This window comes from Fictibacillus enclensis (assembly GCF_030123385.1).
Lineage (GTDB): Bacteria > Bacillota > Bacilli > Bacillales > Fictibacillaceae > Fictibacillus_C > Fictibacillus_C enclensis.
The window spans coordinates 3,677,000-3,699,312 of record NZ_CP126109.1; the positions used below are offsets into that span (position 1 = coordinate 3,677,000).

The following is a 22,313-nucleotide window of genomic DNA, read 5'->3' on the forward strand; positions in this document are numbered from 1 at the left end:
AAAGGGTATTACTTATTAGATGATAGTCATATAAAAGGAGGAATCTCATGCCATTTCAAGCCATCGTTCTCGAGAAAAACAATGATCAGGTCGATATTACAAAAAAGGAGTTATCTCTCGACGATCTTCTAGAAGGCGAAGTCACCATAAGGGTGGCTTATTCAAGCGTCAATTATAAAGACGGACTGGCAGCACAAAATAAAAGTTCCATCGTAACCCACTACCCCATGATTCCCGGAATTGATTTGTCAGGAACCGTTTCCCATTCTTCTTCACCTGACTTTCAGGAAGGGGACAAGGTTCTTGTAACGGGCTATAAGCTCGGTGTTTCCCATTTTGGCGGGTACAGTGAATACGCAAGAGTTCCCGCGGAATGGGTGGTTCCCCTTCCCGAGGGACTAACGTTAAAAGATGCAATGCTATATGGAACTGCTGGCTTCACTGCTGCACTGTCGGTCCATCGCCTTCAGGAGCACGGTATAACTCCAGAAAGCGGCTCTGTGATTGTGACGGGAGCAACCGGAGGCGTGGGCAGCCAAGCGGTATCCATGCTTTCCAATCTTGGCTACCGTGTCACAGCAAGTACCGGCAAGGAATCAGAGCACAGTTATTTAAAAGAACTTGGAGCGAGTGACATCATTGACCGTGATGAAGTGGTAAAAAAAGACAACATACCCCTTTATTCCCAGCGCTGGGCAGCAGCCGTTGATCCAGTAGGAGGAAAAACACTTGAATTCCTGCTGAGCTCGATTCAATACGGCGGTTCTGTTGCGGTTTCCGGACTAACAGGGGGAACCGATGTTCATACCACAGTATATCCCTTTATTTTACGAGGGATCAACCTTCTCGGAATCGATTCGGTTTTTTGCCCGGCAACAGTCAGGAATACCATTTGGGAGCGCATTGCCACAGATTTAAAAACTGAGCATGCAGGGGATATAATGGGACAAGAAGTCACCCTTGATGAGCTTCCGGATATTTTACGCGCTACGGTGGAAGGCAACAACAAAGGACGCGTGATTGTAAAGGTTCAATAATGAATAAAGAAAGGAGCCTGCAGAAAAAAACAGGCTCCTTTCTTTATTTACTACTAAAAAAGAAACCCTATCGACTGCTCTGCCGTTAGGGTATTTAAGCGTTTTTCTCTTCAGAAATCAAGTATTTGCAATAGGAGCCGCCTTTTGCCAAGCACTGTGTCCGTTCGACCTTCTCTGTGCCAAGCATTTTTTGGAACAGAGACAGTTCACAGGAACAGGCCTGTTGGTATTCATTTGCCACTTTGGCAATAGGGCAGTTAAACTCCTTTAATTCAAATTGTCCGTCTTCGGTCTTTTCCCATTCCACCATATAGCCGGCTTCATTTTGGATCGTGGCGAGTTCAGCAACTTTTTCCTCGAAGCTTTTATTCTCCATCCGTTTTTTATACTTTTCATTCAAGCGGTTTTCCCGGCGTACAAACAGTTCGTGGACCGCTTTATCGCCTGCAATTTCCTGAATGTCCTTCATAAACTCCACAGTCAGACCGGAGTAATTGCGGGGAAACTGTTCATCCGCTGCTTCGGATAACTGATACACACTCAGTGGACGGCCCATCGCCTGCCGGACAAGAGTGGATTCAATCAGTCGGTCTCTCTCTAATGTATTTAAATGGCGGCGTACAGCCATTTCGGTAATCCCGAGCTGGCCGGCCATTTCCGTAACGGTTAATTTTCGATATCGCTTCAATAAATGAATGAGTTCTGAACGGGTAGAGGTGTTATTAGCCATAGCCATAAACCATCACCTTCCTTACCCCTATCTTACAACATCAATCATCAAAAGTACATTTTAAACAAAAATGTTTAAAAACGCTGCTTATTGTTGATCCTCCGGTAAAAACGCTGAAACAGGACCCAGTTCTTTTTCAATGTAGCTTCGTACTCTGAAAGGGAAGTTGTTCAGTGGGTCTCTGTTGTCTGCCAGTATGGAATGGATGGCATCATGATCCACATTTGAGAACTCCTGCACAAGCATTTTCCTTAGTGATATGACCTGTTTCAACCCTTTTGCATCTGATGCGGTGATGACTTTCTCATCTTCCAAAATATCAAGGATGTCATCATAGCTGCCCGGGTCTCTCATAATAAATCCATCAATCATTGCATTCCCCACATCCATCATGCCTTCAATAATGACATGTGCCGAACGCTCCAATGCCAATTTCTCAATGGAAGATCCGCCGCCTGAAAGTTCATCCAGATGCTTCAGCAAAAATTCAAGATATACCAGGTTTTGTTCAATTTTCTTTCTGTCTACAAAATACATAGCATCCACCCTGCCTTGTTAATGTTCTTCCTTTTTAGTTTATCACAAAACGGAATACAAATTGGGTGAGCAGGATGCTATTTGCAACTTTTCAGTTGTCTGCTATGATGAAATGGAAAAGAAGCAACTGGCCGATGGCAAGGAGGACCGAACATGGCAGAAGAACGTTTTTTTCTATACGACGATACAGAAAAATCAGAAACGCGGTTTGTCAGCTTCATGGGTACAAATACGCGATTTGATCTCGCCATTGTCAAAACAGGAAGACACTATGGCAAGAGCTTAATCCTCGATATGCAAGGCAGCCGTTTCGCTATTATTGGAGAAGATGATTTGGATGAAGAAGGCTATCTGGAGCATGCCTACAATCTGACGGAGGAAGATGCTCAGGAACTCCGGGAATTTTTATACGAAACCCTATAATGGGAATTTTTTAAAACCTGCACAAAAAAGCCATTCTATGGGCAATGTAAGAAGGATGGAAATTTTCCATCCTGATCCTGCCTGAAGGGAATGGTTGTTTTGTATAACAAGGATGAAGAGACCTATACGGACTTTTCCAATGTTGAAACGGGAAGACGCTATGTTCTTCCAGAAGACCTTCCGGAAGGGCCTTATGGCTCACCTACCAATGCAAAACTCGGAAAGTCGACACCATGGAAGGAAAACCAGCGGTCTTATAGTGCATTTAACTATGAGTACAAAAATCTCCACGAAGGGCTGGAACGTCAATTTCCGGGTGCCCATCCGACGCATGATGATCCGGATGAAAATACAGAAGAACCATACCAAAACTTTAAGGCGTAAGGCAATGCAAATAACCCCCTATTTACCGGGGGTTATTTTTTTCAGGACAAAATAAGGACAGCCAAAATTGCAGTACTCATAAATGTATTCCGGCAGAGTGCTGATCTTTGTGTCATAAGTCGCTTTATCATGCCCATCGTCAAAAAAGCCGCGCAGCCGAAGCTGTTCATAGCCAATATCGCCAACCAGATAATCGTATTTATGTAAAATTTCACTATACCTTGACTTCAACTGCTCCTCGTCAAAGGCCTCTTTGTTATTTTCTACCAGTTCGTAGCAATGCTCACCGATATAAATCATGAACTCACCTCACCCTTATAGTTTACCACGTCCGTTAAAAATACAGCCAACAATTTCTTTGTAAAAAGTTCATTATTGTGGTCACCCTAAGGGGAAGGAGGTGAAATCCACATGAAAAAGAAACTGGCTGTTCCACTGATTTTTTGTATTGCTTTGTTAGTGGCATGCTCAGATGATGATACAAGAAAAGAAACAACAAGCGGATATAAATTTTCCAATACCAATTATAAAAAGTACAAAAACGATAATGATACGATGGGAACCGACAGAAGATACGGGGACTTTGGCTATGTGCGCCATGAATACAAAGGCGAAAACACAAAACCCCTCTCCGCCAACAAAATACCGAAAATGGACCGCCAAAAATTGGCGGATATGATTACCGACATGGCCGTCCGCCTGCCAAACATCAAGGACATGGCTGTCCTGGTGACCGATGAAGAGGTCCTTATGGCCTATGAAACGACCAGTAAGAACAGAATGGCCATCGCAGACAACGTAAAAAGAACAGCATTCTCTGTCGTCCCGCGCTACTACCATGTCTATGTATCCGATAAAAAAGGAATGATCGGAAAACTGGAACAGTACCGCTCCGTGAACTACGACACAGACAATGCAGAAGGCATTATTGACCGGCTCATCAAAGAGATGAAGCAGTCACCGCAAGGCTACAAAGTGAGTGACGGCGAAAATCCGAATGGTGAAATGAAGGGTGAAAATGAAAATATGTCCAATACGGACATGAACAGGAAAAAATAAAAAAGCCGGATGCAAATCCCGGCTTTTTCTTAGTTGCTTTGTACCGCTTTATTGGCTGCATTGACCTGCTCATCTGCATGATAGGAAGAACGCACAAGCGGCCCTGCTTCACAGTGTTTAAACCCTTTGCTAAGCGCAATTTTGCGAAGTTCAGCAAACTCATCAGGGTGATAGTACTTTTGAACTTTCAAATGTTTTTTGGTTGGCTGCAAATACTGCCCTACAGTTACGATATCCACATTGTTTGCACGGAGATCGTCAAAGGTTTCAATAATTTCCTCCCACGTTTCTCCAAGTCCAATCATGATACTGGATTTTGTAGGAATGTTCGCGTTCATTTCTTTTGCACGACGCAAAAATTCGAGTGTCCGGTCATAGGTCGCACGTGCACGGACTCTTGGTGTCAAGCGTTTAACGGTTTCAATATTGTGGTTCATGATATCGGGCTTGGCATCCATCAATGTTTCAAGATTTTCAAATACCCCCATCATGTCAGAAGGCAATACTTCAATAGAGCAGAACGGATTGCGCTTACGGATGGCCCGCACAGTTTCTGCAAAAACTGTTGCGCCGCCATCTTTCAAATCATCTCGTGCAACCGCTGTAATTACCACGTGTTTTAATCCCATTTGTTCCACGGATTCGGCCACGCGTTCCGGCTCCTGCAAGTCAAGCTCAGTCGGCAAACCTGTTTTCACTGCACAAAAACGGCATGCACGGGTACAAACATCACCCAGTATCATAAAGGTTGCTGTTTTTCTTACTGCCCAGCATTCATGAATATTGGGACATCGTGCTTCTTCACAAACGGTATGTAACTTCTTCTCGCGCATCATTTTTTTGAGGCCCTTATAGTTATCGTTTGTGTTCAGCTTTATTTTTAGCCATTCCGGTTTCCGGATGTGCTCTTCCTTCTTAGCCAAGATCCTCACTCCAATTCTTCATCATCCAGCACAACAGATTTCAGCCATGCTGTAAAAGTAGAGATACATTAGAACTTTAACATACATGCCAAAAAAACTCCAATCACGGATATTTCCATCATTTATATAAAATGAAATTTCTTATAGCAACCAAACTATAGGTATGATGCAGGAAAGGAGTTGATATACTCACCATGAAAAAATGGCTAAGACTTCTCTTAGTTGCTTCATGCATCGGGTTCATTCTGCCCGTCAAACAAGCACAGGCTGCGGCTCCTTTATACAGTAAAGAAGACGTCCAGCGGCTCGCTCTTTATAAGAAAATGGAAACCATCACAAACATACCCTGGTACTACTTTGCTGGTGTTGACCAGTACGAGCGAAGTGTCCGGCGTGCAAGAACCGACCTGCCCAAAGCCGCAGGGCTGGTGGGCATCTATTTCTCCCCCATTCAGTGGTCCGGTCCATTGAATCCCAATATGGATGATAAGAACCCTGGCTCTATCCGGATTTTTGGCGGAGCCGGAATGGATGGAAACAACGACGGCATCGCTGACCGAAATAACGACGAAGATTTGCTTTATACCTTTTCAGATTTCATTGGTAAATACGGCTTTGATGAAGAAAATTTTAAAATCGGCTTATGGGACTTTTACCGAAGGGATAAAGCCGTCAGTATCGTTATGGAAAACGCCAAAATCTACAAATCGTATGGAACAGTTGCACTCACCCGCCATTCGTTTGTTGTTCCCCTGCGCTCCAACTACAGCTTCAAAAATACCTGGGGAGACCGAAGGGGATATGGCGGTCTGCGCATTCATGAAGGCACCGACATCTTTGCGGATTACGGGGTTCCTGTGAAAGCGACCTCCTATGGGGTTGTGGAAATGAAAGGATGGAACAGGTTCGGCGGCTGGCGGATCGGAATTCGTGATATCAACAATGTTTATCACTATTTCGCCCACCTTTCCAGCTTTAATAAAGGAATAAAAAAGGGAAGCGTTGTTGAACCTGGCATGGTCGTCGGTTATGTGGGAAGCTCCGGATACGGACCACCCGGCACCTCCGGTAAGTTCCCACCCCATTTGCATTACGGCATGTACCGCGATAACGGTTATACCGAATGGGCATTTGATCCTTATCCATACCTGCGCGCCTGGGAACGGCAGGACCGCATAGCAAGCAGGAAACATTAAAAAATCCACCCGGCATCAGGTACCGGGTGGATTTGTTTATTCATTTATCGGGATTTCCTGGAAACACGTACCACATTCAAAATACTTGCCAACAGTCCACCCCAGATGATCACCATACCAACAAGCATCATAATAATCGCACTTCCTGACATCAGATGACCTCCTTTTTCTCTTGCTCTGTAGATGTTCTCCAGCCTTTGACAGAGAAGAGAATACCAATGATAATAACAGCTGCCACAACTAGCCAGCCTGCATACGTAACTAACTGAGTGGAATAATCCCCATAGTTACTTGCAATATTTTGCTTGATATTATCGTACATCATGTAACCCAAAACGATCGGTGTTAACACTCCAAGGCATATTTTCCACCACAGACCAGTGAGAAGGTCTGAAACTTCATTTGCATGACGCTGAAGTCCTCCAAGCTGTTTAAAGAACCAAGCGACGAGTATGACTTCTACCAGACCAGCAAGAGCGATTCCTAAATTATTAATAAAGTAGTCCACTACATCGAGCAAATACATTCCGCCTTTTGTAGCGTAAAGAAGAGATATGACTGTTGCGATAAGGCCCCCAGTGAGTACCGCTTTTGTACGGGAGATATTGAACTTTTCCTGTACAGCAGCTACATATGTTTCACAAATTGAAATCAGGGAAGTCATTCCAGCAAAAACTAGGGAAAGGAAGAACAAGACCCCGAACAATCCGTTGAGTCCAGGAAATTCGTTGATGATGCTTGGGAAGACCACAAAGGCAAGTCCAATACCGCTGCTTACTACCTTATCCACAGGCACTCCTTGCTGCATAGCCATGAATCCCAGAGCCGCAAATACGCCAATTCCTGCCAGCAATTCGAATCCTGAATTTGCAAAAGCTGTGATAAACGCATTATTGTTGATATCCGACTTTTTCGGAAGATAACTGGAATAAGTGACCATGATGGCAAAAGCAATGGACAGTGAGAAGAAAATCTGGCCATACGCGGCGACCCAGACTTTCCCGTCTGCGATCTTGCTCCAATCCGGCTTGAAGAATGCCTCAAGTCCCTGAATCGCTCCATCAAGGGTTAACGCACGTATAACAATGATCAAAAACATGACCACAAGCGCCGGTATGAAAATTTTATTAAGCCTTTCGATTCCTTTGGATACGCCTTTGTATAAAACAATGAGGGTAACCACCCAGACGAAAAGAAGAGGAACCACGATGCCTGGAACAAGGCCTCCGATTTCACCCGGCTTCTCAGATAACTTCAGCACCTTGCCAAAGAAAAAACCTTCTGTATCAGCCCCCCATTGGGTGCCAAACGAGTAGATACAGAACTTCACCGCCCAGGCGATAATGACCGCATAATAGGTCGAAATGACAAAGGCGATTAGAACCTGCCACCATCCCAGCCATTCTGCTTTTTTATTCATTCTGAAAAGAGAAAGAGGAGCCGAACCTCTGAACTTGTGCCCGAGTGTAAATTCAAGAATCAAAATGGGAATACCTGCTGTCAAGAGCGCAAATAAATAAGGAAAGAAAAAAGCGCCTCCCCCATTTTCATACGCTACTGCGGGGAACCTCCAAATATTACCCAGTCCAACAGCCGACCCTACAGCTGCCAGAATAAAACCATATCTCGATCCCCATTGTTGTCTCTTTTCCATCGTATGCCCCCTAACTTGTAAGATATATGTGAAATAATTCAGATAATTTCGTCTTCACTATACGTGGTTCTAGGCAAAAAGTCAAAGGTTTTTTGAATATTTTGTCGAATCCTGACCTTATTACCCATCAAAAAAGTCCTCTTTCCTGTAAGCTGAAAGAGGACTTCATCATTTTAATTTTTTTCTAATATAAGAAATTCGTGCCGATATTTATTTTTTTCATCAACACTACCTGCTGTTCGTTCAACGACGTTCCATTCGGATTCATCATATTCCGGGAAGTAGGTGTCACCGTCAAAAGACTCGTCAATATGCGTAACGTACATACGCTTCACGTAAGGCATAAACAGCCGGAAGACCTCTGACCCTCCAATTACACAAAGCTCCGTGTCCTGCCTGTCCATGGCGTCCTGAACCGTGTGCAGAACGGTGCACCCCTCCGCCTGATATGATTCATCTCTTGTTAAGATAATGTTCTCACGTCCGGGCAGAGGTTTCCCAATGGATTCATAGGTCTTACGGCCCATCAGGATAGGTTTGCCCATGGTTACTTTTTTAAAATGTTTCAAATCCGCCGGCAGATGCCATGGCAAATCATTCTGCTTTCCAATCAAACGGTTCCTGTCCATCGCGAACACGTAGGAAATCATACAGAAACCTCGCCTTTGATTTTAGGATGGTGTTCATAATTCACAAGCTCAAAATCTTCGATCGTGAAATCAAAAATGGACTTCACTTCCGGGTTGATCTTCATGACCGGCAACGGTTTTGGATCTCTTGTCAACTGCAGCTTCACCTGATCCAGATGATTTGAGTAAATGTGAGCATCACCAACCGTATGAATAAATTCTCCCGGCTCCAGATCGCACACCTGCGCAATCATCATGGTTAACAAGGCGTATGACGCAATGTTAAACGGCACCCCAAGAAAAAGATCCGCCGACCGTTGATAAAGCTGGCAGGATAATTTTCCATCTGCAACATAAAATTGAAAAAGGGTATGGCATGGCGGAAGTGCCATATTTGGAACATCTGCCGGGTTCCATGCAGAAACAAGCAGCCTTCTGGAGTCCGGGTTATGTTTGATGTCATGTATCAGATTGGAGATTTGGTCGATCGTTTGCCCGTTGGGTGCCTGCCATGAACGCCATTGATGGCCGTACACCGGCCCGAGATCGCCATTTTCATCTGCCCATTCATCCCATATGGTTACGTTATGTTCACGCAAATAGGCAATGTTAGTATCTCCTTTTAAAAACCAGAGCAGTTCATGTATGATGGAACGCAACGCCAACTTTTTGGTGGTTACTACCGGAAATCCATCCTGAAGGTTGTACCTCATCTGCCGTCCAAAAACCGAGATAGTTCCTGTACCAGTTCGATCTTCTTTTTTTGTTCCGTTTTCCAGTGTATCCTGCAGCAAATCCAGATATTGTCTCATTGCAGCCGTGCACCTCTCTTAATCATTTCTACTTCCTCTATCCTACCTTAAATAATACGAGGATTAAAGTCGAAAAAAGTTTGTCTCATTTTAATTACATTTTTGAAATTTTCTCACATTTTGTCTCTATCATTGGTATACTGATAGTGGAGTTAACTAGGTATTGAAATACAGGGGGGATGACCTTGGATTTCAAAAGGTTGTTACAATGGATGTATTACTTGCAGATTGCCTTTTTTGTCAGCGGCATTTATCTTTTGTTTGTGTATATCCTTACCAGCAACACGAAACGGATTCAGGTCATGATAGGCGTCCTTTGCTTTAACCTCATAGCGATAAAATTAATGAAAGACCGCTATAAAATTTAAAAAACTGTACTCGAAAATGGAGTACAGTTTTTCTTTATACCATTTTTAAAAGTGCGTCCCTGCCGGACATGCCCACTTCTATGCCTATGGCATAAGCTTCGGTTGTAATGGATTCCAACGGTGCGTTTATGAGCTGTTCTATCGTTCGCACACCAACAGCTCTGCCTGCAATAATTTTGCGGTCAGAGAGCTTATCATTAAGGAGGCCAACATCCAAAGCCCCGCACATGATATAGCCTTTGTCATTGTAGACCGCTAGCAAATTTGTTTTGGGCAGCCGGACGGTTACCGCAGTGAATGGGTTTCCGTCAATGATAACCGGGTTCAATTCAATCACGCTTCCACCCCTTTCCTCCTATACTTTATGTACAAGATGAGAAAGAGTGCGTCCACGTTTTACCCAATCATGGATGCTAGCTTCCATTCAAGCAGATCGCGGAGCGTTTCCGGAAGCATAAAGGTTTTATTCTTGTTGCGAGCAATCGCAGGATACAACTTCCCAAACGTAAACATGTCAATCACGGCAACCCTGTAGATCTCTTCATCTTTGACCGGTTCACCGTTCATTTCAATCCGTCTTACATGCAGCTGTCGGTCTTCAAGCAGCTCTTCCTCTGCAGTAATTCCTGAAAAGGCCATCCGCCCCATCACTTTACCGCGAAAGCCAAACCCTTTCACTTCCCTGTGAATCATTTCCTGGCTCAGACTGGCATTCACGATCTCCTTTATTTCGTCACCCGTCAGATCCACCAGACAAGGGTTGATCGGATGCGGACATATCCTGTGCAGATCTCCTTTTGTAACAGGTCCTGCCGGAAGGCTTTCCAGAATGACGCCGGAATTAATCATGGAATAAGCGGTCTGGCACCATTCTTTCAACGCATCTGCCATCAGCTGGGCAAATGGTGAAGGCTCATACCATGAGATATGGAGAGGGTTCTTTAACGTGCCAACTTCCTGCTTCAGCTCCGTCTCACCTTTAATCATCAGTTCGTTTAAAAGCTGCAGCCCTTCCCGATCTTCCTCTTCATCAAAAAGGTCGATCAGTTCGGCAGATTTAGATGTGATTTTCTTGGTAGAAGTATCATATTGAACGTTAACTTCACCCAGATACATGCCGAACTTCCCGGTCTGGGCGATCAGTGTTCCATTGATCTCCTTGCCCTGGGGAAGCACGTGATGCGTATGGGCACCCAGGATAACATCGATCCCTTCGATTTCCTCCGCCATTCTTTCATCAAAATTCAATCCCAGATGGGAAAGCACAATGACAATATCACTGGTCTTTTTCAACTCAGCGACAATCTCCGGCAACAGAAGAAAAGGATCTTTCACCTGCCATCCGAGAGATTCATAGAACGCCTGAAAAGCGATGGTTACGCCAGTGACACCAACCATCAGGCCATCTTTTGTCGTAAAAACCTCAGACCTTTTCGCCCACGGTGGACGCACCCCTTGTTCGTTGAAAATATTGGCAGCAAGAACTGGGAAGTCCGCTTTGGTATAGAGAGCATCCAGTTCATCTTTAGTCAGTGTAATCCCTTCATTGTTGCCAATGGTCGCTGCAAAGGTACCTGCCTGGTTTAATAAAAGCGTGTTTCCCTGACCCAGCGTCCCCTCGGTAAGCGGATTCGCCCGGTCCATAAAATCACCGCAGTCAAAATAAAATACGGACTCTTCTTTATCCTGCATTCTTTTTTGTGCCGTTTTTATATGGTGAACGATACGTGTCCAGCTTTCAAAATGGCTGTGAATATCATTTGTATGATAGATGGTTAATGTATTTTGCATAATGCCCCCTGAACCTTAAGAACCTGCCAATGACTCGGCAGGTCAAGCTGTATAGTATTTCGATTATAACGCAAGGCTTCTGTGCTTTAAAACAAATCCAGCTGCCTTGGCGAAAGCCCTTCATAATCAAGATGAAGCATATCAATAAACTGTCTCGCATTATCGGCTGCATCCCCGCCGGAATTATTGTTAAACAGCACTACAATCTCCCTGGACTGCTTCTCTAACGCTTCTACATGTTGTTTCCATTCCAATAGCTCAATTTCATTGTACCGGTACAGATACCGAACTTCTCTCCAGTTAGCTTGTCCATGATTGTTCCATCCATGTACATTTCTCCCATGCAGCCGGATAATCGTTACATCCGAAGACGTGGGTTCCAGAACGGTTGGCACAGAACCTTGCCCTGCCTGCGGTTCATCGCAGATGGTGTGGATCCATTGTTCGTCCCTCATAAAATCAAGCGTCTTATCCTTCATTTCATCCGTAAACCAGGATTGGTGCCGGAATTCCAGTGCTACTGGGATTCCTTCCATCATCTCGCGCGTAAACCTGAGCATCTGAACGCTTTCCTTGTTGCATTCAAACCATGGAGGATACTGAAACAGAACCGCCTTCATCTTTCCGGCTTCCATCACAGGCTTGATGGACTCCTTAAAAAGGTCGAACATTTCCTTCGTCGTTTCAAATGGAATCTTCCCGCGGGCATGTCCGGTCATTCCCTGATAGGCCTTAATAACAAATGAAAAGCGGTCGGGTGTATCCTTAATCCATTTTTGATAATTCTTCAGCGGCTGTATGGCATAAAACGATGCATCCACTTCCACAACGGGAAAATAACCGCTGTACAACTTTAACTTATTGGTAGATTTTGTCCCTTCCGGGTATAAAGACTGGTGATCCCCCCAGCCGGTCACTCCAACTAATATCATTGGGATTCTCCTCTTTGGCCACAAGTTTACTTTTCTATTCCCCAAAATTTCATTATGTAAAAAAGCGAACCCCCTTTGGCGTCCGCTTGTATTCATATCTTCTCATTTAAAAAGAAAAAGAGGGAACAAAACGTACCCGCTTCTTCAATAATTATCTCAAAATTTGAAATCGATATCAAGTATTTGCTTCCCGTCTGCGAAGCAAGGAGGAGCCTGTAATACTCATGGATGCCGCGATGTTTCTTGCCGTTCTTTCCATGTTGTTGCCGGCCTGTTCAAAAGCTTCAGACAGCGTGGTAACACCTGGGACAATGCTGAAAAGAGCATCGATACCGTGCTCATAAACCACGCTGCTGTCCTGAGAAAGAGAACCTGCAAGTGCGATGACCGGAACCCCGTGCTTTTTGGCTGCTTTGGCCACGCCAATCGGTGTTTTGCCACAGATGGTTTGACTGTCGATACGGCCTTCTCCTGTGATCACCAGATTCGCCTCTTTCACGGCCTCCTCGAAGTCGACAGCCTCAAGGACAATTTCAATCCCTCTTTTGAGCTCTGCATTTAGAAACCCCATCAGACTTGCTCCAAGTCCGCCTGCTGCACCTGAGCCTTCTCGTTCCCTCAATGGCCTACCCAATGTTTTTTCGGCAATATCAGCAAAGTGCGAAAGGTTTCGATCAAGCTTCTCCACCATACGGGGAGTAGCCCCTTTTTGAGGGCCAAAGACAGCGGATGCTCCCCTGGGACCTGTTAACGGATTATCCACATCACAGGCAACTTGAATGCTTACAGCTTGCAGTCTCGGATCGAGACCGGTTACATCAATGGAAGCGAGTTTCGCCAGGGAGCCGCCTCCAGGTCCAATCTCATTACCTGAAAGATCCTTCAAACTTCCGCCAAGCGCCTGGATCATACCGGCTCCTGCATCATTTGTTGCGCTCCCCCCGATTCCCACAATGATGTCCTTTGCACCATAATCTATAGCAGCTATGATTAATTCACCTGTTCCTTTTGTGGTCGTGATCAGTGGATTCCTTCTATCTTCAGGCACAAGATGCAATCCTGAAGCTGCGGCCATTTCAATCACTGCCGTTTTTTGATCTCCCATCATACCAAAGAACGCCTGAACCGTTTCACCTAAAGGGCCTGTAACTTCAGTCTCCACGACTTTACCGTTTGTCGCATCCACCAGGGACTGAACGGTTCCTTCCCCTCCATCAGCCATTGGCAACTTATGGTACTCTGCGTCCTGAAAAATTTCCTTAAATCCTTTTTCAATCGCATAGGCTGCCTCCAAGGCCGATAAACTTTCCTTAAACGAATCAGGAGCAATCACAATTTTCATATCTATCACGCCTTTCTACTATCCAAATAATTTAAAAACCCCAAAAATCAGTGTTGAGATGACCGCAAGAGTCAGCCCGATCAGTGACTCATACGGCATAAGTTTCAACCGTTCCTTGATGTTCATATGGACACTTCCTGCTGTAGCATGAAAGAAACTTCCATGAGGCATGTGATCAAGTACTGTGGCACCGGCATGTACCATTGCAGCTCCCGCAAAGGCTGAAACCCCAAGCCCGATAATGGTACTGGCAAAAACACTGCTCGCCACTGCTGTACCTGCTGTTGTGGACGCTGTGGCACCGGACATCAGCACCCCTGATACAGGAGCCAGTAAAAAGGCTGGCATACCTGATGCGTTTAATCCCTGAACAATTACATCTTTTAATGATGAATGGGCAATGATTCCTGCCAACGTTCCTGTACCCAGCAGCATAATGGCCACACCTGACATTTTACTTAACCCAGAAACTGCGTAATCATTAATCTTTCTTGTTTTCTTCATAGCGATGGCACCAATCAAACCGCCAATGGGCAAGGCAATCATGGGATCAATCGTTATATTAAACAAAGGCCTTAAGGCCAGCAACACGATGGTAACGAGAGGTCCTGCCAATGCCGCTATAAATAACGGAACTTCATTGTTGTCGTTCACTCTAACGTCTTCTGTCTGTACTTCCGTTCCCTTATGAACAAGCCTTTTTGCCAGAATATAAGTAACCGCAACTCCAAAGACAGCCGGTATTACTCCGGCGGCCATAACGGAGGTTAACGGTACATGAAACGCATCTGAAGCTGCGATGGCATTGGGATTGGGCGACATAATGTTACCTGCCTTACCACCGCCAATCATTGCAAGCAAAATCGCTGTTTTGGAAAGACCCGCACGTTTGCCTATGGCCAGTGCGATTGGAGAGACCGTGATGACCGCGACGTCCACAAAGACTCCAACGGCTGTTAATATCATGGTCGCTATAGCCAGTGCGAGCAAAGCACGCGATTGGCCAATCTTGTTAACAATGGTCTCAGCTATGGATGAAGCAGCCCCTGATTCGATCAGTACTCCTGCCAGAATACCAGCTGCCAAAATTCTTAAAACCGCTGGAATGATATCTTTGGCTCCTGCCATCATTAAGTCAACCGTCTGGGTAATGTCAGCGCCACCAATCAATCCACCGATGAAAGCACCTGCAACCATTCCGTAAGCAGGCGGGACTTTTTTCAAAATAAGTATAATCGCAATCAATAAAGCACTGATTGCTCCTAAAGCGCTTACAGTAATATCCATGTTCTCTTTCCTCCCTGTTGAACCTAGCTGCTTAGTTCATTGTAAGCGTTTTATCTTCAGGAAGCATTGTGAAAGAGAATAAAGGATAGAGAAGGATATAGAAGCCTTTTTGTGCATATGCACAATCACTGTATGTCATGCAAAAGGCTGGCCATATATAATTGAATCAGATCTTTAACATTCCGAGGATCTTTTCCCGTTAATTCCTTGATTTTATCGAGTCGGTACCTGAGTGTATTTCTGTGGATAAACAGGCTTTCCGCTATCTTGTTCAATTCTCCACCTTCTCGAAAATAAGCCTCAAGGGTATCGGTTAGTTCTCCCTTTCTTCCTTGATCAAGAAGGGGCTCGTAAAAATCAAAGATTTGCTGCTCATGTTGATCCTGAACAAGCTTAAAAAGAAGGATTTCAAGTTGAAATTCTTCATAATCGTAATAACGGAGGGCAGGCTGCAGCTTATATCCTATTTGGATGGCCCTTTTCGCCTGTGTGAATGATAATTTGATTTCATTCAGGTTTTTGGCTGGCTGACCCCAGCCGATCAGCACATCATTTCCCGCCGCCTTTTGCAGCCGCTTGGAAAGAATAGTGTACCTCTCTTTTGATAGCACCGCCCCGGTCTCCTTAAGCACAACCACGTCATTATTGAATGTTATCCCGACTAAATCTGTGTTTTCCATTTCATACTGAACCAAACGTGTTAATGTCTGATTGGACATTTCGTCAGAATTCAGGGGCTTCAGGAGAAAAGCGGTTCTCGGTTTTTCAAGGTTGATTCCGAGCATGGCTGCTCGTTCCTTTGTTCTTTCTTCATTCACCTGTTCTTCAGAAATCAGCTGATTGACAATCTCGCTCTGCATCCTTTGTTTCCATTGGACCCTTTCAAGCAAAAATGACTGCTCCAAAACAAGCTCTGCTGCCATTTTTACAAGCTGCGCATAATGCTGAATGTCCTCAGGTTCTCCTGTGATTCCGATGACACCGACGATTTGGTTGCTGAATCGAATGGGAAGGTTAATTCCTGGTTTCGCTCCCTTCATTTCTCTCGCTTTGCTTGAATCAATTTCCACACTTTCACCTTTTTGAAGAACAAGAAGGGCACCATCATGAATCTGGTTAATCCTTTCACTCTCCCCTGAGCCGATAATCACACCTTCGTTATTCATAACATTGATATTTTGGTTTAAAATCTTCATGGTCCGTTCAACAATTTCGTTAGCGAGGTCATGCGTTAAAAATTGCAATTTCCATCCCTGCCTTCCTGTCTGTATCTTAACCAATTTACCATAGTCAAAATGCACAAACATATGAAAAAACAGAGTACACGTTTGGGTGTACTCCGCTACAAAAACTACTTTTCATTTATCAGTGTTGGAACTGTTACAAATTTATAGCCTTTCTCACGCAATTGGTCAATCATTTTAGGCAGGGCTTTAACAGTTTCAAATTTCCCCTGTTCATGATACGAATGCTGAAGTACAATGACGCCTGGGCTGGCGTTCTCGGTCACAGCCGATACGATTTCTTCTGCAGACTTACCATCCCAATCCTTGGTATCCGCTGTCCACATAATCGACTGATAGTGAGGATTAAGCAAGTCTAACTGATGATCGTTCATTTCACCATATGGCGGTCTAAACAGATGAGTTTTCTTACCCGTGGTTTTTTCAATTTCTGTACTCGTAGATTCTACGGTTTTCTCCAGTTCCTGGTCCGTCAGTTGTGTAATGTTCGGATGATCCCACGTATGATTACCAATGGCATGTCCTTCTCTTGAAATCTGTTTTAACTGCTCCGGATATTTCTTTACTCTTTCTCCCATAACAAAGAAGGTAGCTTTCACCCCTTTATCTTTTAAAATCTTTAAGATTTGCGGGGTATAATGGTTATCCGGTCCGTCATCAAATGTAAGGGCGATTTGTTTCTGGTCTGTTCTTCCCATATAGTATCCGGTTTCTTTTTTCATTGGCACGTTGACCGTTTGACCCGGATAAATCATTTGATAATTATCAATCTGTGGATTGGCCTCTTTCATTTTTGATGAGGTAACTCCATATTTAACCGAGAGCTTCCAGAGAGTATCTCCTTTTTTCACCTTATGGCTGGTGGGGTTGGGAATTTCTAAATACTGTCCTTCTGCAAGTCTAGTGGAAAATAATTTATTCAGATTTGCGATTCGTTCCTCGGAAGTATGATTCTTTTCTGAGATTTTTTTGAGGGTGTCTCCCGACTGTACGGTATAAGAGGCTGCCATGGCAGATGGGTTAACCATCAGCTGGCCCGCCAAGCAAATCCCCAGTATAGTGCTCAACTTCTTCAAATGTTGTTCCTCCCGGTTGTGTTTAAGTTATGTATCTTTCTTTTAGGGGGTTTTCTCCCCTTATGTTTTAGTTTTCGGAAGGTTGGATTCTTTTTGACCGTTCATCTATTCAAACAAAAAAAACCAAACCTGAATTCTGGTTTGGTTTGCTTACTTGCTTATCGCACATAAAACTCTGGAGGCTCAATTCCGAGCAGACGAAGGTATGTAAAGCCCTGTCCACGATGATGAATTTCATTTTCCAATGCATATTGAAGGCGTGCAAAATGGCTCATTTCGGGCCCAAAGAAGGGATCTTGCATCACAACATTCAATCTTTCCTCATTCATTTCCTCAAACAGCTTTCTCGTTTGATCACGAACTTCCTGGCTGATTTGAAGAAATTCTTCCTTTTTATTTGCCCCTTCAAATACATCCTTGTACTCCCACTTATCCAATGCCACACCGTGCATATAACCGCTTTCGATATTCACAATCTCTTTTATCATTTCGGAAAAGGGGCGAAGCTTTTCATCGGGTGTATACTCGAAAAATTTGTCTTCCGGAAACGCCTCAATGGCTCTTAGAGTCAATCTTCTGTTGCCTTCCATCATTTCAAAAAATTCCTTCTTTGACATAATCATTTTTTTCACTCCTTCAGTGTTTATCTATTAGATAATTCAACCGAAAGTTTAAAACTCCTGTATCATCTTCGTACTACACGGTATATGAACGTTAAATATCTTCTCTACTTTATCTGTATATGAATGAGATTGCCATCAGGATCTTCAATTGTAAGACTTGCTGGGATGTAAAAAATACATTAAGAAAGGAAAACTGTGCAACTTCCCTTTGCAGTAAGTAACAATTTGGACAATTGGAATTACAATTTGATTGAAATAGAAAACTAACGTTAATACTGTGGTTGAGAAAGGAGTTGACTCTTTTGGCGGAGGAAAGAAGTGAAAAACCTAATGAAATTACTGACCATATGGATGATGATCAACTATTAATGGTTGTTAAAAAAACCTATGAACATATAAAAGTTATTAAATACCAAGATGATAAATAGTTCCCTATGCATATTTCAGGAAACTGCTAACTTCCTATAAAAAAAAAGAAAGGTCGTTATTTTATGATAGATCAAAAAAAATGCAGGGATTCATTTGTAGTAAAAACGAGCATTGTGTTACCACCGGATACAAACAATCATGGAACGTTGTTTGGTGGAAAACTAATGGCTTATATAGATGATGTAGCTTCAATTGCCGCAATGCGCCATTCCCGTAGAAATACTGTTACAGCTTCGACTGATTCTGTAGACTTCTTGCACCCTATTCATGTCAGTCATGCCGTCTGTCTAGAGGCTTTTGTTACATATGCAGGCAGAACTTCAATGGAAGTATTTGTAAAAGTAATAGCCGAGGATTTATTATCAGGAGAACGGAATGTATGCGCACTTTCTTTTTTAACAATGGTCGCAGTTGATCAAGACGGTAAGCCTACCCTCGTGCCAAAAGTAATTCCAGAAACGGATGAGGAAAAAGGATTATTCAATTCTGCAGCGGAGAGAGCAGCGAACCGAAAAAAAAGAAGAAAAGAAAGTGGGAAGCTGGCAAAGGACTTCGGTACCGGTTTGCCATGGTGAAAAGCCCGATCCTTAATTAGAATGCATATTTGCAGCTTTACTGATCTCGTTAAGTTTATGTACATGATTCAAGTTGTCATGTAGCAATCCTTTGCGTTCTAACGAGAAGACTGGCTTTTCCTTTGATTTTTTTCTACATTTATCTCAAAGTTAATAACCACTGTCAAGATAATGGAATTTTTTGATTTGCAGGTTGATGTATATAGCATAAACGGTTTAATGAATAAAAAGACTTGAGCTTCACTTTCACCTTTGGCTACATCCAGACCAACGATTGGAACATAGCTACACTCAGCCACATTGTAAACATTCTTAGTAGGAAGTGTTGAACCGATTGAAGCCTGCAAAAATCTTACGCACCGATCAAAAGGGCTCCATCGTATTTACAACAAACGGCAGCACGTTATCAGTAAAAACGGAGAAAAAGTGATGAAGAAAGTTAAGGGGATTATTGACCGCTTTGAAGGTGAGAATGCTGTCATCGAGATCGGCAATGAAACATAGACATTCTTAAATCATCACTTCCCAAGCAAGCAACGGTTAGTGACGTCTTCTATTTTATGGATGGTAAGATTGTCGTTGACAAAGAGGAAACTTAAAAATTGAGAATAGAAATTGAAGACCTGATGGATGAGGTCTGGAATGAATAATAAAACAGCAGCCCATGGCTGCTGTTTTTATATGCTTCTTCAACCGAAGTTTAAGTATTTGTGCAAGTAAATATCCACAACCAATCATGAATCGTGGATGATATAATCAAAATGTTCTCCTTCGATTTGCTCCAGAACACTAGGTATCACGATATCTGCCGTACGCAAAAGACCAATGATTCTTTCGAGTAAATAGTGCCTCTGACGCTTTGCCAATGGCTCCAGCAGCAACACCAAATAATATAGCGAAGAATATAACAGCTAATAAATCACTTTTTGCCATCGCATCAACAATGTTGCTTGGGATGATGTTAACTAGCATCGTTTTAAAATCAACAACTTTGGAAACGCCCTCATTTAATGGTGCGATATCATTCGATGTGGACTCTTGGGGGAGATATTTTATCAAGCTTGTTGCTCCATTTTATTACTGAATGTGAAGAATAAGTTTCACTTTTTAGCATAATTGATTATTAACCTAATCTTTAGGAGGTTTTATGTGATACAAGAACTTCGCATTAAGGAATTTAACAACCGATTGGAACGATTATCATTTGCGAGAAAACAGACTTTAAGGGCCAGGGGAACACCTTCTGAAAAAATACATGTAGTATATGTAATGACACATGTGGGTATTTGCGGGGGGGTAAAAGTAATTTTCGAACATGCTAACCGTCTTCAAAAACTCGGAGCCAAGGTGACCATTGTTTCTCATTATCCTATGCCAAATTGGTTTCCAATTGAAGTTCCTTACAATCAAGTTCCGTTTGATTTAGAACTTGCAAAAGGAATACCAGTTTGTGACGTCATTGTCGCAACATATTGGGACCATATTCAGTCTTGCATTGATACGGGTATTGCGCCAGTGGTTTACTTTGAACAAGGGGATTTTCATCTTTTTGATTATTCTTCAATGAATCAAACGTTAAAAAAATTTATTCATCAACAATTTGATATTCCGCAATATATTTACACCGTATCTAAACCGGCATCACACTTAATAAATGAGATATATGGCAGAGAGGCAACTGTATATCCTAATGCAGTGGATGAGAAAGTGTTTTCAATAGGTGGGGAAAAAGAGACAGGGAATCGTCCGTATATCCTTATGGTTGGAGGGGAAGCAGCGACTTTCAAAGGTTTAAATGTTATCATCCAAGCTTACGAAAAAGTAAAAGATGAACATCAAATAGACTTATACTGGATTACTCCGGACACTCCTTCTGATGAAGGAAAAGCAAAAGTAACGAAATACTTCGTGAATCCTCCACAAAAGTTAATAGGAGGATTATACCGAGGTGCGAAAATGTATGTATGTGGTTCAATTTATGAGAGTTTCTGTCTACCCCCACTAGAAGCTATGGCTTGTGGCTGTCCTGTTGTAACTACGGGTAACAAGGGTTCGTTGGAATATGCCGTGCACAACGAAAATGCCCTTATTTGCAATCTTAACGACCCAGAAGATATGGCCAAACAAATAAGAGAAATCTTTTCAAACCCATCATTAAAGGAACATCTGATAAAAAATGGTCTAATTACAGCAAGTAATTATAAATGGGAAATCATTATGTTAGACATTCTCGATTACTATAAAAAAATAGCAAGCTATGAAGTTCAGCAGATTCACGGCATCGATGAATGGGATCTTTTCATTTCAGACGAACAATTTCTTAATAAAGATGACTATAATAAACTATTGAAATTCATGAAGAATACACCCGCAGATTTAATCCAAGTACCTATAGTGTACGATATAGAAGGTGACCTTAAATTAGCAAAATGGGAAATAATAGCCAACCGCAAACAATCAGAAAATGACTATGTAGAAAAATGTTATTGTCCAATTACACCGATCAATAAACTTAGACTTTATGATATACCGGCTTACAGGTCATTTTTTAAAAAGGAGTATGAAAAAGCATTAGAGGAATTTCTGAATCTTTATGAACAAGAGGATAAATTGAATACAAAGGCAATTTATAGCAAGTGGATTATCATAACATTACTGCGTCTACAAAGAAAAAGTGAGGCAAGAAAAAAACTAAAAGCTTTTCTTCAAGAATATCCCCATTATACTGATTTGCACTATATGAATTATCTATTGGATGAAAAAGATAAAGTAAATAACTATTCAATCAATACCATTCACATTTTGGGAGAGGCAACCTCATACTCCGAATATCTATTTAATGCCACAAAGTTGATAACATAAGTCTAACTGAAAAAAACCTTTTTCACAGGATTTTCAGACTGTCGACAAGCCCAATTTCCAAATTTTCGCTTGGGGGTTGGGTTTTTTCTTCTATTGTTAAATTATGACCTGGATTTTGTGGCCATGGTTACTTCCATTACAAAAAAAGCTTGTAGAATTGGCCCATATTGAGGAACTTTGTCTACAAGCTGAAAAACCCTTGTTTCACTGGATTTTTTATTTAAAGATATTTTTTGATCATCAAACCATCACTGCAAGTCATGTCTTAGAATTATCTTCGTCAAAGCTGATATGAAACTCACCTATTCCCATTGGCTGATGAGAAAATATTTTAATGTAAAACATACTGATGACATTGGTTCATGTTAGTCAGTCCCTTTCTTATTTCGGTACAATGGTA

At 42.7% G+C, this 22,313-nt stretch carries 25 protein-coding genes and 2 pseudogenes; 9 read left to right on the forward strand and 18 right to left on the reverse strand.

Going from position 1 to position 22,313, the window contains the following annotated elements:
* The first annotated feature begins 47 nt into the window (after positions 1 to 47).
* Positions 48 to 1,037, forward strand: a complete 990-nt coding sequence (locus QNH15_RS19285) for an acrylyl-CoA reductase family protein (RefSeq protein ID WP_283889758.1) — start codon at positions 48 to 50, stop codon at positions 1,035 to 1,037.
* Between the two features lie 94 nt (positions 1,038 to 1,131).
* Here QNH15_RS19285 and QNH15_RS19290 read toward each other — a convergent pair whose 3' ends face one another.
* On the reverse strand, positions 1,132 to 1,773 hold the full coding sequence (locus tag QNH15_RS19290; protein ID WP_283889759.1) for a helix-turn-helix transcriptional regulator: 642 nt from the start codon (positions 1,771 to 1,773) through the stop codon (positions 1,132 to 1,134).
* A gap of 81 nt (positions 1,774 to 1,854) precedes the next feature.
* Positions 1,855 to 2,304, reverse strand: a complete 450-nt coding sequence (locus QNH15_RS19295; RefSeq protein WP_283889760.1) for a DUF86 domain-containing protein — start codon at positions 2,302 to 2,304, stop codon at positions 1,855 to 1,857.
* A gap of 153 nt (positions 2,305 to 2,457) precedes the next feature.
* On the opposite strand from QNH15_RS19295, the gene QNH15_RS19300 reads away from it, so the two are divergent.
* Together QNH15_RS19300 and QNH15_RS19305 are read left to right on the forward strand one after the other, a co-directional pair.
* Positions 2,458 to 2,727: a DUF3055 domain-containing protein gene (locus QNH15_RS19300; protein WP_090235342.1), complete on the forward strand. Its 270-nt coding sequence runs from the start codon at positions 2,458 to 2,460 to the stop codon at positions 2,725 to 2,727.
* 90 nt (positions 2,728 to 2,817) lie between these two features.
* On the forward strand, positions 2,818 to 3,111 hold the full coding sequence (locus tag QNH15_RS19305; RefSeq protein WP_283889761.1) for a hypothetical protein: 294 nt from the start codon (positions 2,818 to 2,820) through the stop codon (positions 3,109 to 3,111).
* A gap of 18 nt (positions 3,112 to 3,129) precedes the next feature.
* Here the strand turns inward: QNH15_RS19305 and QNH15_RS19310 are convergent, their stop codons facing one another.
* Entirely contained in the window at positions 3,130 to 3,411 is a 282-nt protein-coding gene (locus tag QNH15_RS19310; protein WP_283889762.1) for a YutD family protein, read from the reverse strand.
* Positions 3,412 to 3,522: 111 nt separating this feature from the next.
* Here QNH15_RS19310 and QNH15_RS19315 point away from each other — a divergent pair, with 111 nt between their 5' ends.
* Positions 3,523 to 4,170, forward strand: coding sequence for a YhcN/YlaJ family sporulation lipoprotein (locus tag QNH15_RS19315; RefSeq protein WP_283889763.1), 648 nt, complete (start codon positions 3,523 to 3,525; stop codon positions 4,168 to 4,170).
* Positions 4,171 to 4,199: 29 nt separating this feature from the next.
* Here the strand turns inward: QNH15_RS19315 and lipA are convergent, their stop codons facing one another.
* Positions 4,200 to 5,093, reverse strand: coding sequence for a lipoyl synthase (lipA, locus tag QNH15_RS19320; protein ID WP_283889764.1), 894 nt, complete (start codon positions 5,091 to 5,093; stop codon positions 4,200 to 4,202).
* Between the two features lie 194 nt (positions 5,094 to 5,287).
* On the opposite strand from lipA, the gene QNH15_RS19325 reads away from it, so the two are divergent.
* On the forward strand, positions 5,288 to 6,289 hold the full coding sequence (locus QNH15_RS19325) for a M23 family metallopeptidase (protein ID WP_283889765.1): 1,002 nt from the start codon (positions 5,288 to 5,290) through the stop codon (positions 6,287 to 6,289).
* Positions 6,290 to 6,333: 44 nt separating this feature from the next.
* Here the strand turns inward: QNH15_RS19325 and QNH15_RS19330 are convergent, their stop codons facing one another.
* The 4 genes from QNH15_RS19330 to QNH15_RS19345 all read right to left on the reverse strand — a co-directional run bounded on the left by QNH15_RS19330 (position 6,334) and on the right by QNH15_RS19345 (position 9,384).
* Positions 6,334 to 6,441, reverse strand: a complete 108-nt coding sequence (locus QNH15_RS19330; protein WP_283889766.1) for a methionine/alanine import family NSS transporter small subunit — start codon at positions 6,439 to 6,441, stop codon at positions 6,334 to 6,336.
* A complete protein-coding gene (locus QNH15_RS19335; RefSeq protein WP_283889767.1) occupies positions 6,441 to 7,943 on the reverse strand; it encodes a sodium-dependent transporter in 1,503 nt (500 codons plus the stop codon). Before QNH15_RS19335 ends, QNH15_RS19330 begins: the two co-directional genes overlap by 1 nt.
* A 173-nt stretch (positions 7,944 to 8,116) precedes the next feature.
* Complete coding sequence (locus QNH15_RS19340; protein WP_283889769.1) at positions 8,117 to 8,593, reverse strand: dihydrofolate reductase; 477 nt, start codon at positions 8,591 to 8,593, stop codon at positions 8,117 to 8,119.
* Positions 8,590 to 9,384, reverse strand: a complete 795-nt coding sequence (locus tag QNH15_RS19345; RefSeq protein ID WP_283889771.1) for a thymidylate synthase — start codon at positions 9,382 to 9,384, stop codon at positions 8,590 to 8,592. Before QNH15_RS19345 ends, QNH15_RS19340 begins: the two co-directional genes overlap by 4 nt.
* A 185-nt stretch (positions 9,385 to 9,569) precedes the next feature.
* Here QNH15_RS19345 and QNH15_RS19350 point away from each other — a divergent pair, with 185 nt between their 5' ends.
* Positions 9,570 to 9,752, forward strand: coding sequence for a hypothetical protein (locus tag QNH15_RS19350; protein ID WP_061972221.1), 183 nt, complete (start codon positions 9,570 to 9,572; stop codon positions 9,750 to 9,752).
* Between the two features lie 34 nt (positions 9,753 to 9,786).
* On the opposite strand, the gene QNH15_RS19355 is transcribed toward QNH15_RS19350, so the two are convergent.
* The 8 genes from QNH15_RS19355 to QNH15_RS19390 all read right to left on the reverse strand — a co-directional run bounded on the left by QNH15_RS19355 (position 9,787) and on the right by QNH15_RS19390 (position 18,047).
* Positions 9,787 to 10,089, reverse strand: coding sequence for a YunC family protein (locus QNH15_RS19355; protein ID WP_283889773.1), 303 nt, complete (start codon positions 10,087 to 10,089; stop codon positions 9,787 to 9,789).
* 59 nt (positions 10,090 to 10,148) lie between these two features.
* On the reverse strand, positions 10,149 to 11,543 hold the full coding sequence (locus QNH15_RS19360) for a bifunctional metallophosphatase/5'-nucleotidase (protein ID WP_283889774.1): 1,395 nt from the start codon (positions 11,541 to 11,543) through the stop codon (positions 10,149 to 10,151).
* An 86-nt stretch (positions 11,544 to 11,629) separates the two neighbouring features.
* Entirely contained in the window at positions 11,630 to 12,475 is an 846-nt protein-coding gene (locus tag QNH15_RS19365; RefSeq protein ID WP_283889775.1) for a DUF72 domain-containing protein, read from the reverse strand.
* Between the two features lie 175 nt (positions 12,476 to 12,650).
* Entirely contained in the window at positions 12,651 to 13,817 is a 1,167-nt protein-coding gene (locus QNH15_RS19370; RefSeq protein WP_283889776.1) for a glycerate kinase, read from the reverse strand.
* Positions 13,818 to 13,835: 18 nt separating this feature from the next.
* Positions 13,836 to 15,104, reverse strand: a complete 1,269-nt coding sequence (locus QNH15_RS19375) for a GntP family permease (protein ID WP_283889777.1) — start codon at positions 15,102 to 15,104, stop codon at positions 13,836 to 13,838.
* A gap of 125 nt (positions 15,105 to 15,229) precedes the next feature.
* Positions 15,230 to 16,348: a CdaR family transcriptional regulator gene (locus tag QNH15_RS19380; RefSeq protein WP_283889778.1), complete on the reverse strand. Its 1,119-nt coding sequence runs from the start codon at positions 16,346 to 16,348 to the stop codon at positions 15,230 to 15,232.
* A 107-nt stretch (positions 16,349 to 16,455) separates the two neighbouring features.
* Positions 16,456 to 17,424 carry a polysaccharide deacetylase family protein gene (locus QNH15_RS19385; RefSeq protein WP_283889779.1) on the reverse strand — a complete coding sequence of 323 codons (969 nt, stop codon included), beginning with the start codon at positions 17,422 to 17,424 and terminating at the stop codon, positions 16,456 to 16,458.
* A 158-nt stretch (positions 17,425 to 17,582) separates the two neighbouring features.
* Entirely contained in the window at positions 17,583 to 18,047 is a 465-nt protein-coding gene (locus QNH15_RS19390) for a DinB family protein (RefSeq protein ID WP_283889780.1), read from the reverse strand.
* Positions 18,048 to 18,349: 302 nt separating this feature from the next.
* Between QNH15_RS19390 and QNH15_RS19395 the strand changes: the two genes are divergently transcribed.
* On the forward strand, positions 18,350 to 18,475 hold the full coding sequence (locus QNH15_RS19395; protein WP_276203857.1) for a hypothetical protein: 126 nt from the start codon (positions 18,350 to 18,352) through the stop codon (positions 18,473 to 18,475).
* Between the two features lie 63 nt (positions 18,476 to 18,538).
* Positions 18,539 to 19,051 (forward strand): acyl-CoA thioesterase, encoded by a 513-nt coding sequence (locus QNH15_RS19400; protein WP_061972214.1) that lies wholly within the window; start codon positions 18,539 to 18,541, stop codon positions 19,049 to 19,051.
* Positions 19,052 to 19,747: 696 nt separating this feature from the next.
* On the opposite strand, the pseudogene QNH15_RS19405 reads toward QNH15_RS19400, so the two are convergent.
* Together QNH15_RS19405 and QNH15_RS19410 are read right to left on the reverse strand one after the other, a co-directional pair.
* Positions 19,748 to 19,902: pseudogene (locus QNH15_RS19405) on the reverse strand (macrolide family glycosyltransferase); the annotation flags it as partial.
* A pseudogene (locus QNH15_RS19410) lies at positions 19,901 to 20,074 on the reverse strand (cation:dicarboxylate symporter family transporter); the annotation flags it as partial. The pseudogenes QNH15_RS19405 and QNH15_RS19410, both read right to left, overlap by 2 nt.
* A 126-nt stretch (positions 20,075 to 20,200) precedes the next feature.
* Here QNH15_RS19410 and QNH15_RS19415 point away from each other — a divergent pair.
* The gene (locus QNH15_RS19415; RefSeq protein ID WP_283889784.1) at positions 20,201 to 21,913 is read left to right on the forward strand and encodes a glycosyltransferase family 4 protein; all 1,713 of its coding nucleotides are present in this window, start codon (positions 20,201 to 20,203) and stop codon (positions 21,911 to 21,913) included.
* Positions 21,914 to 22,313: the final 400 nt, after the last annotated feature.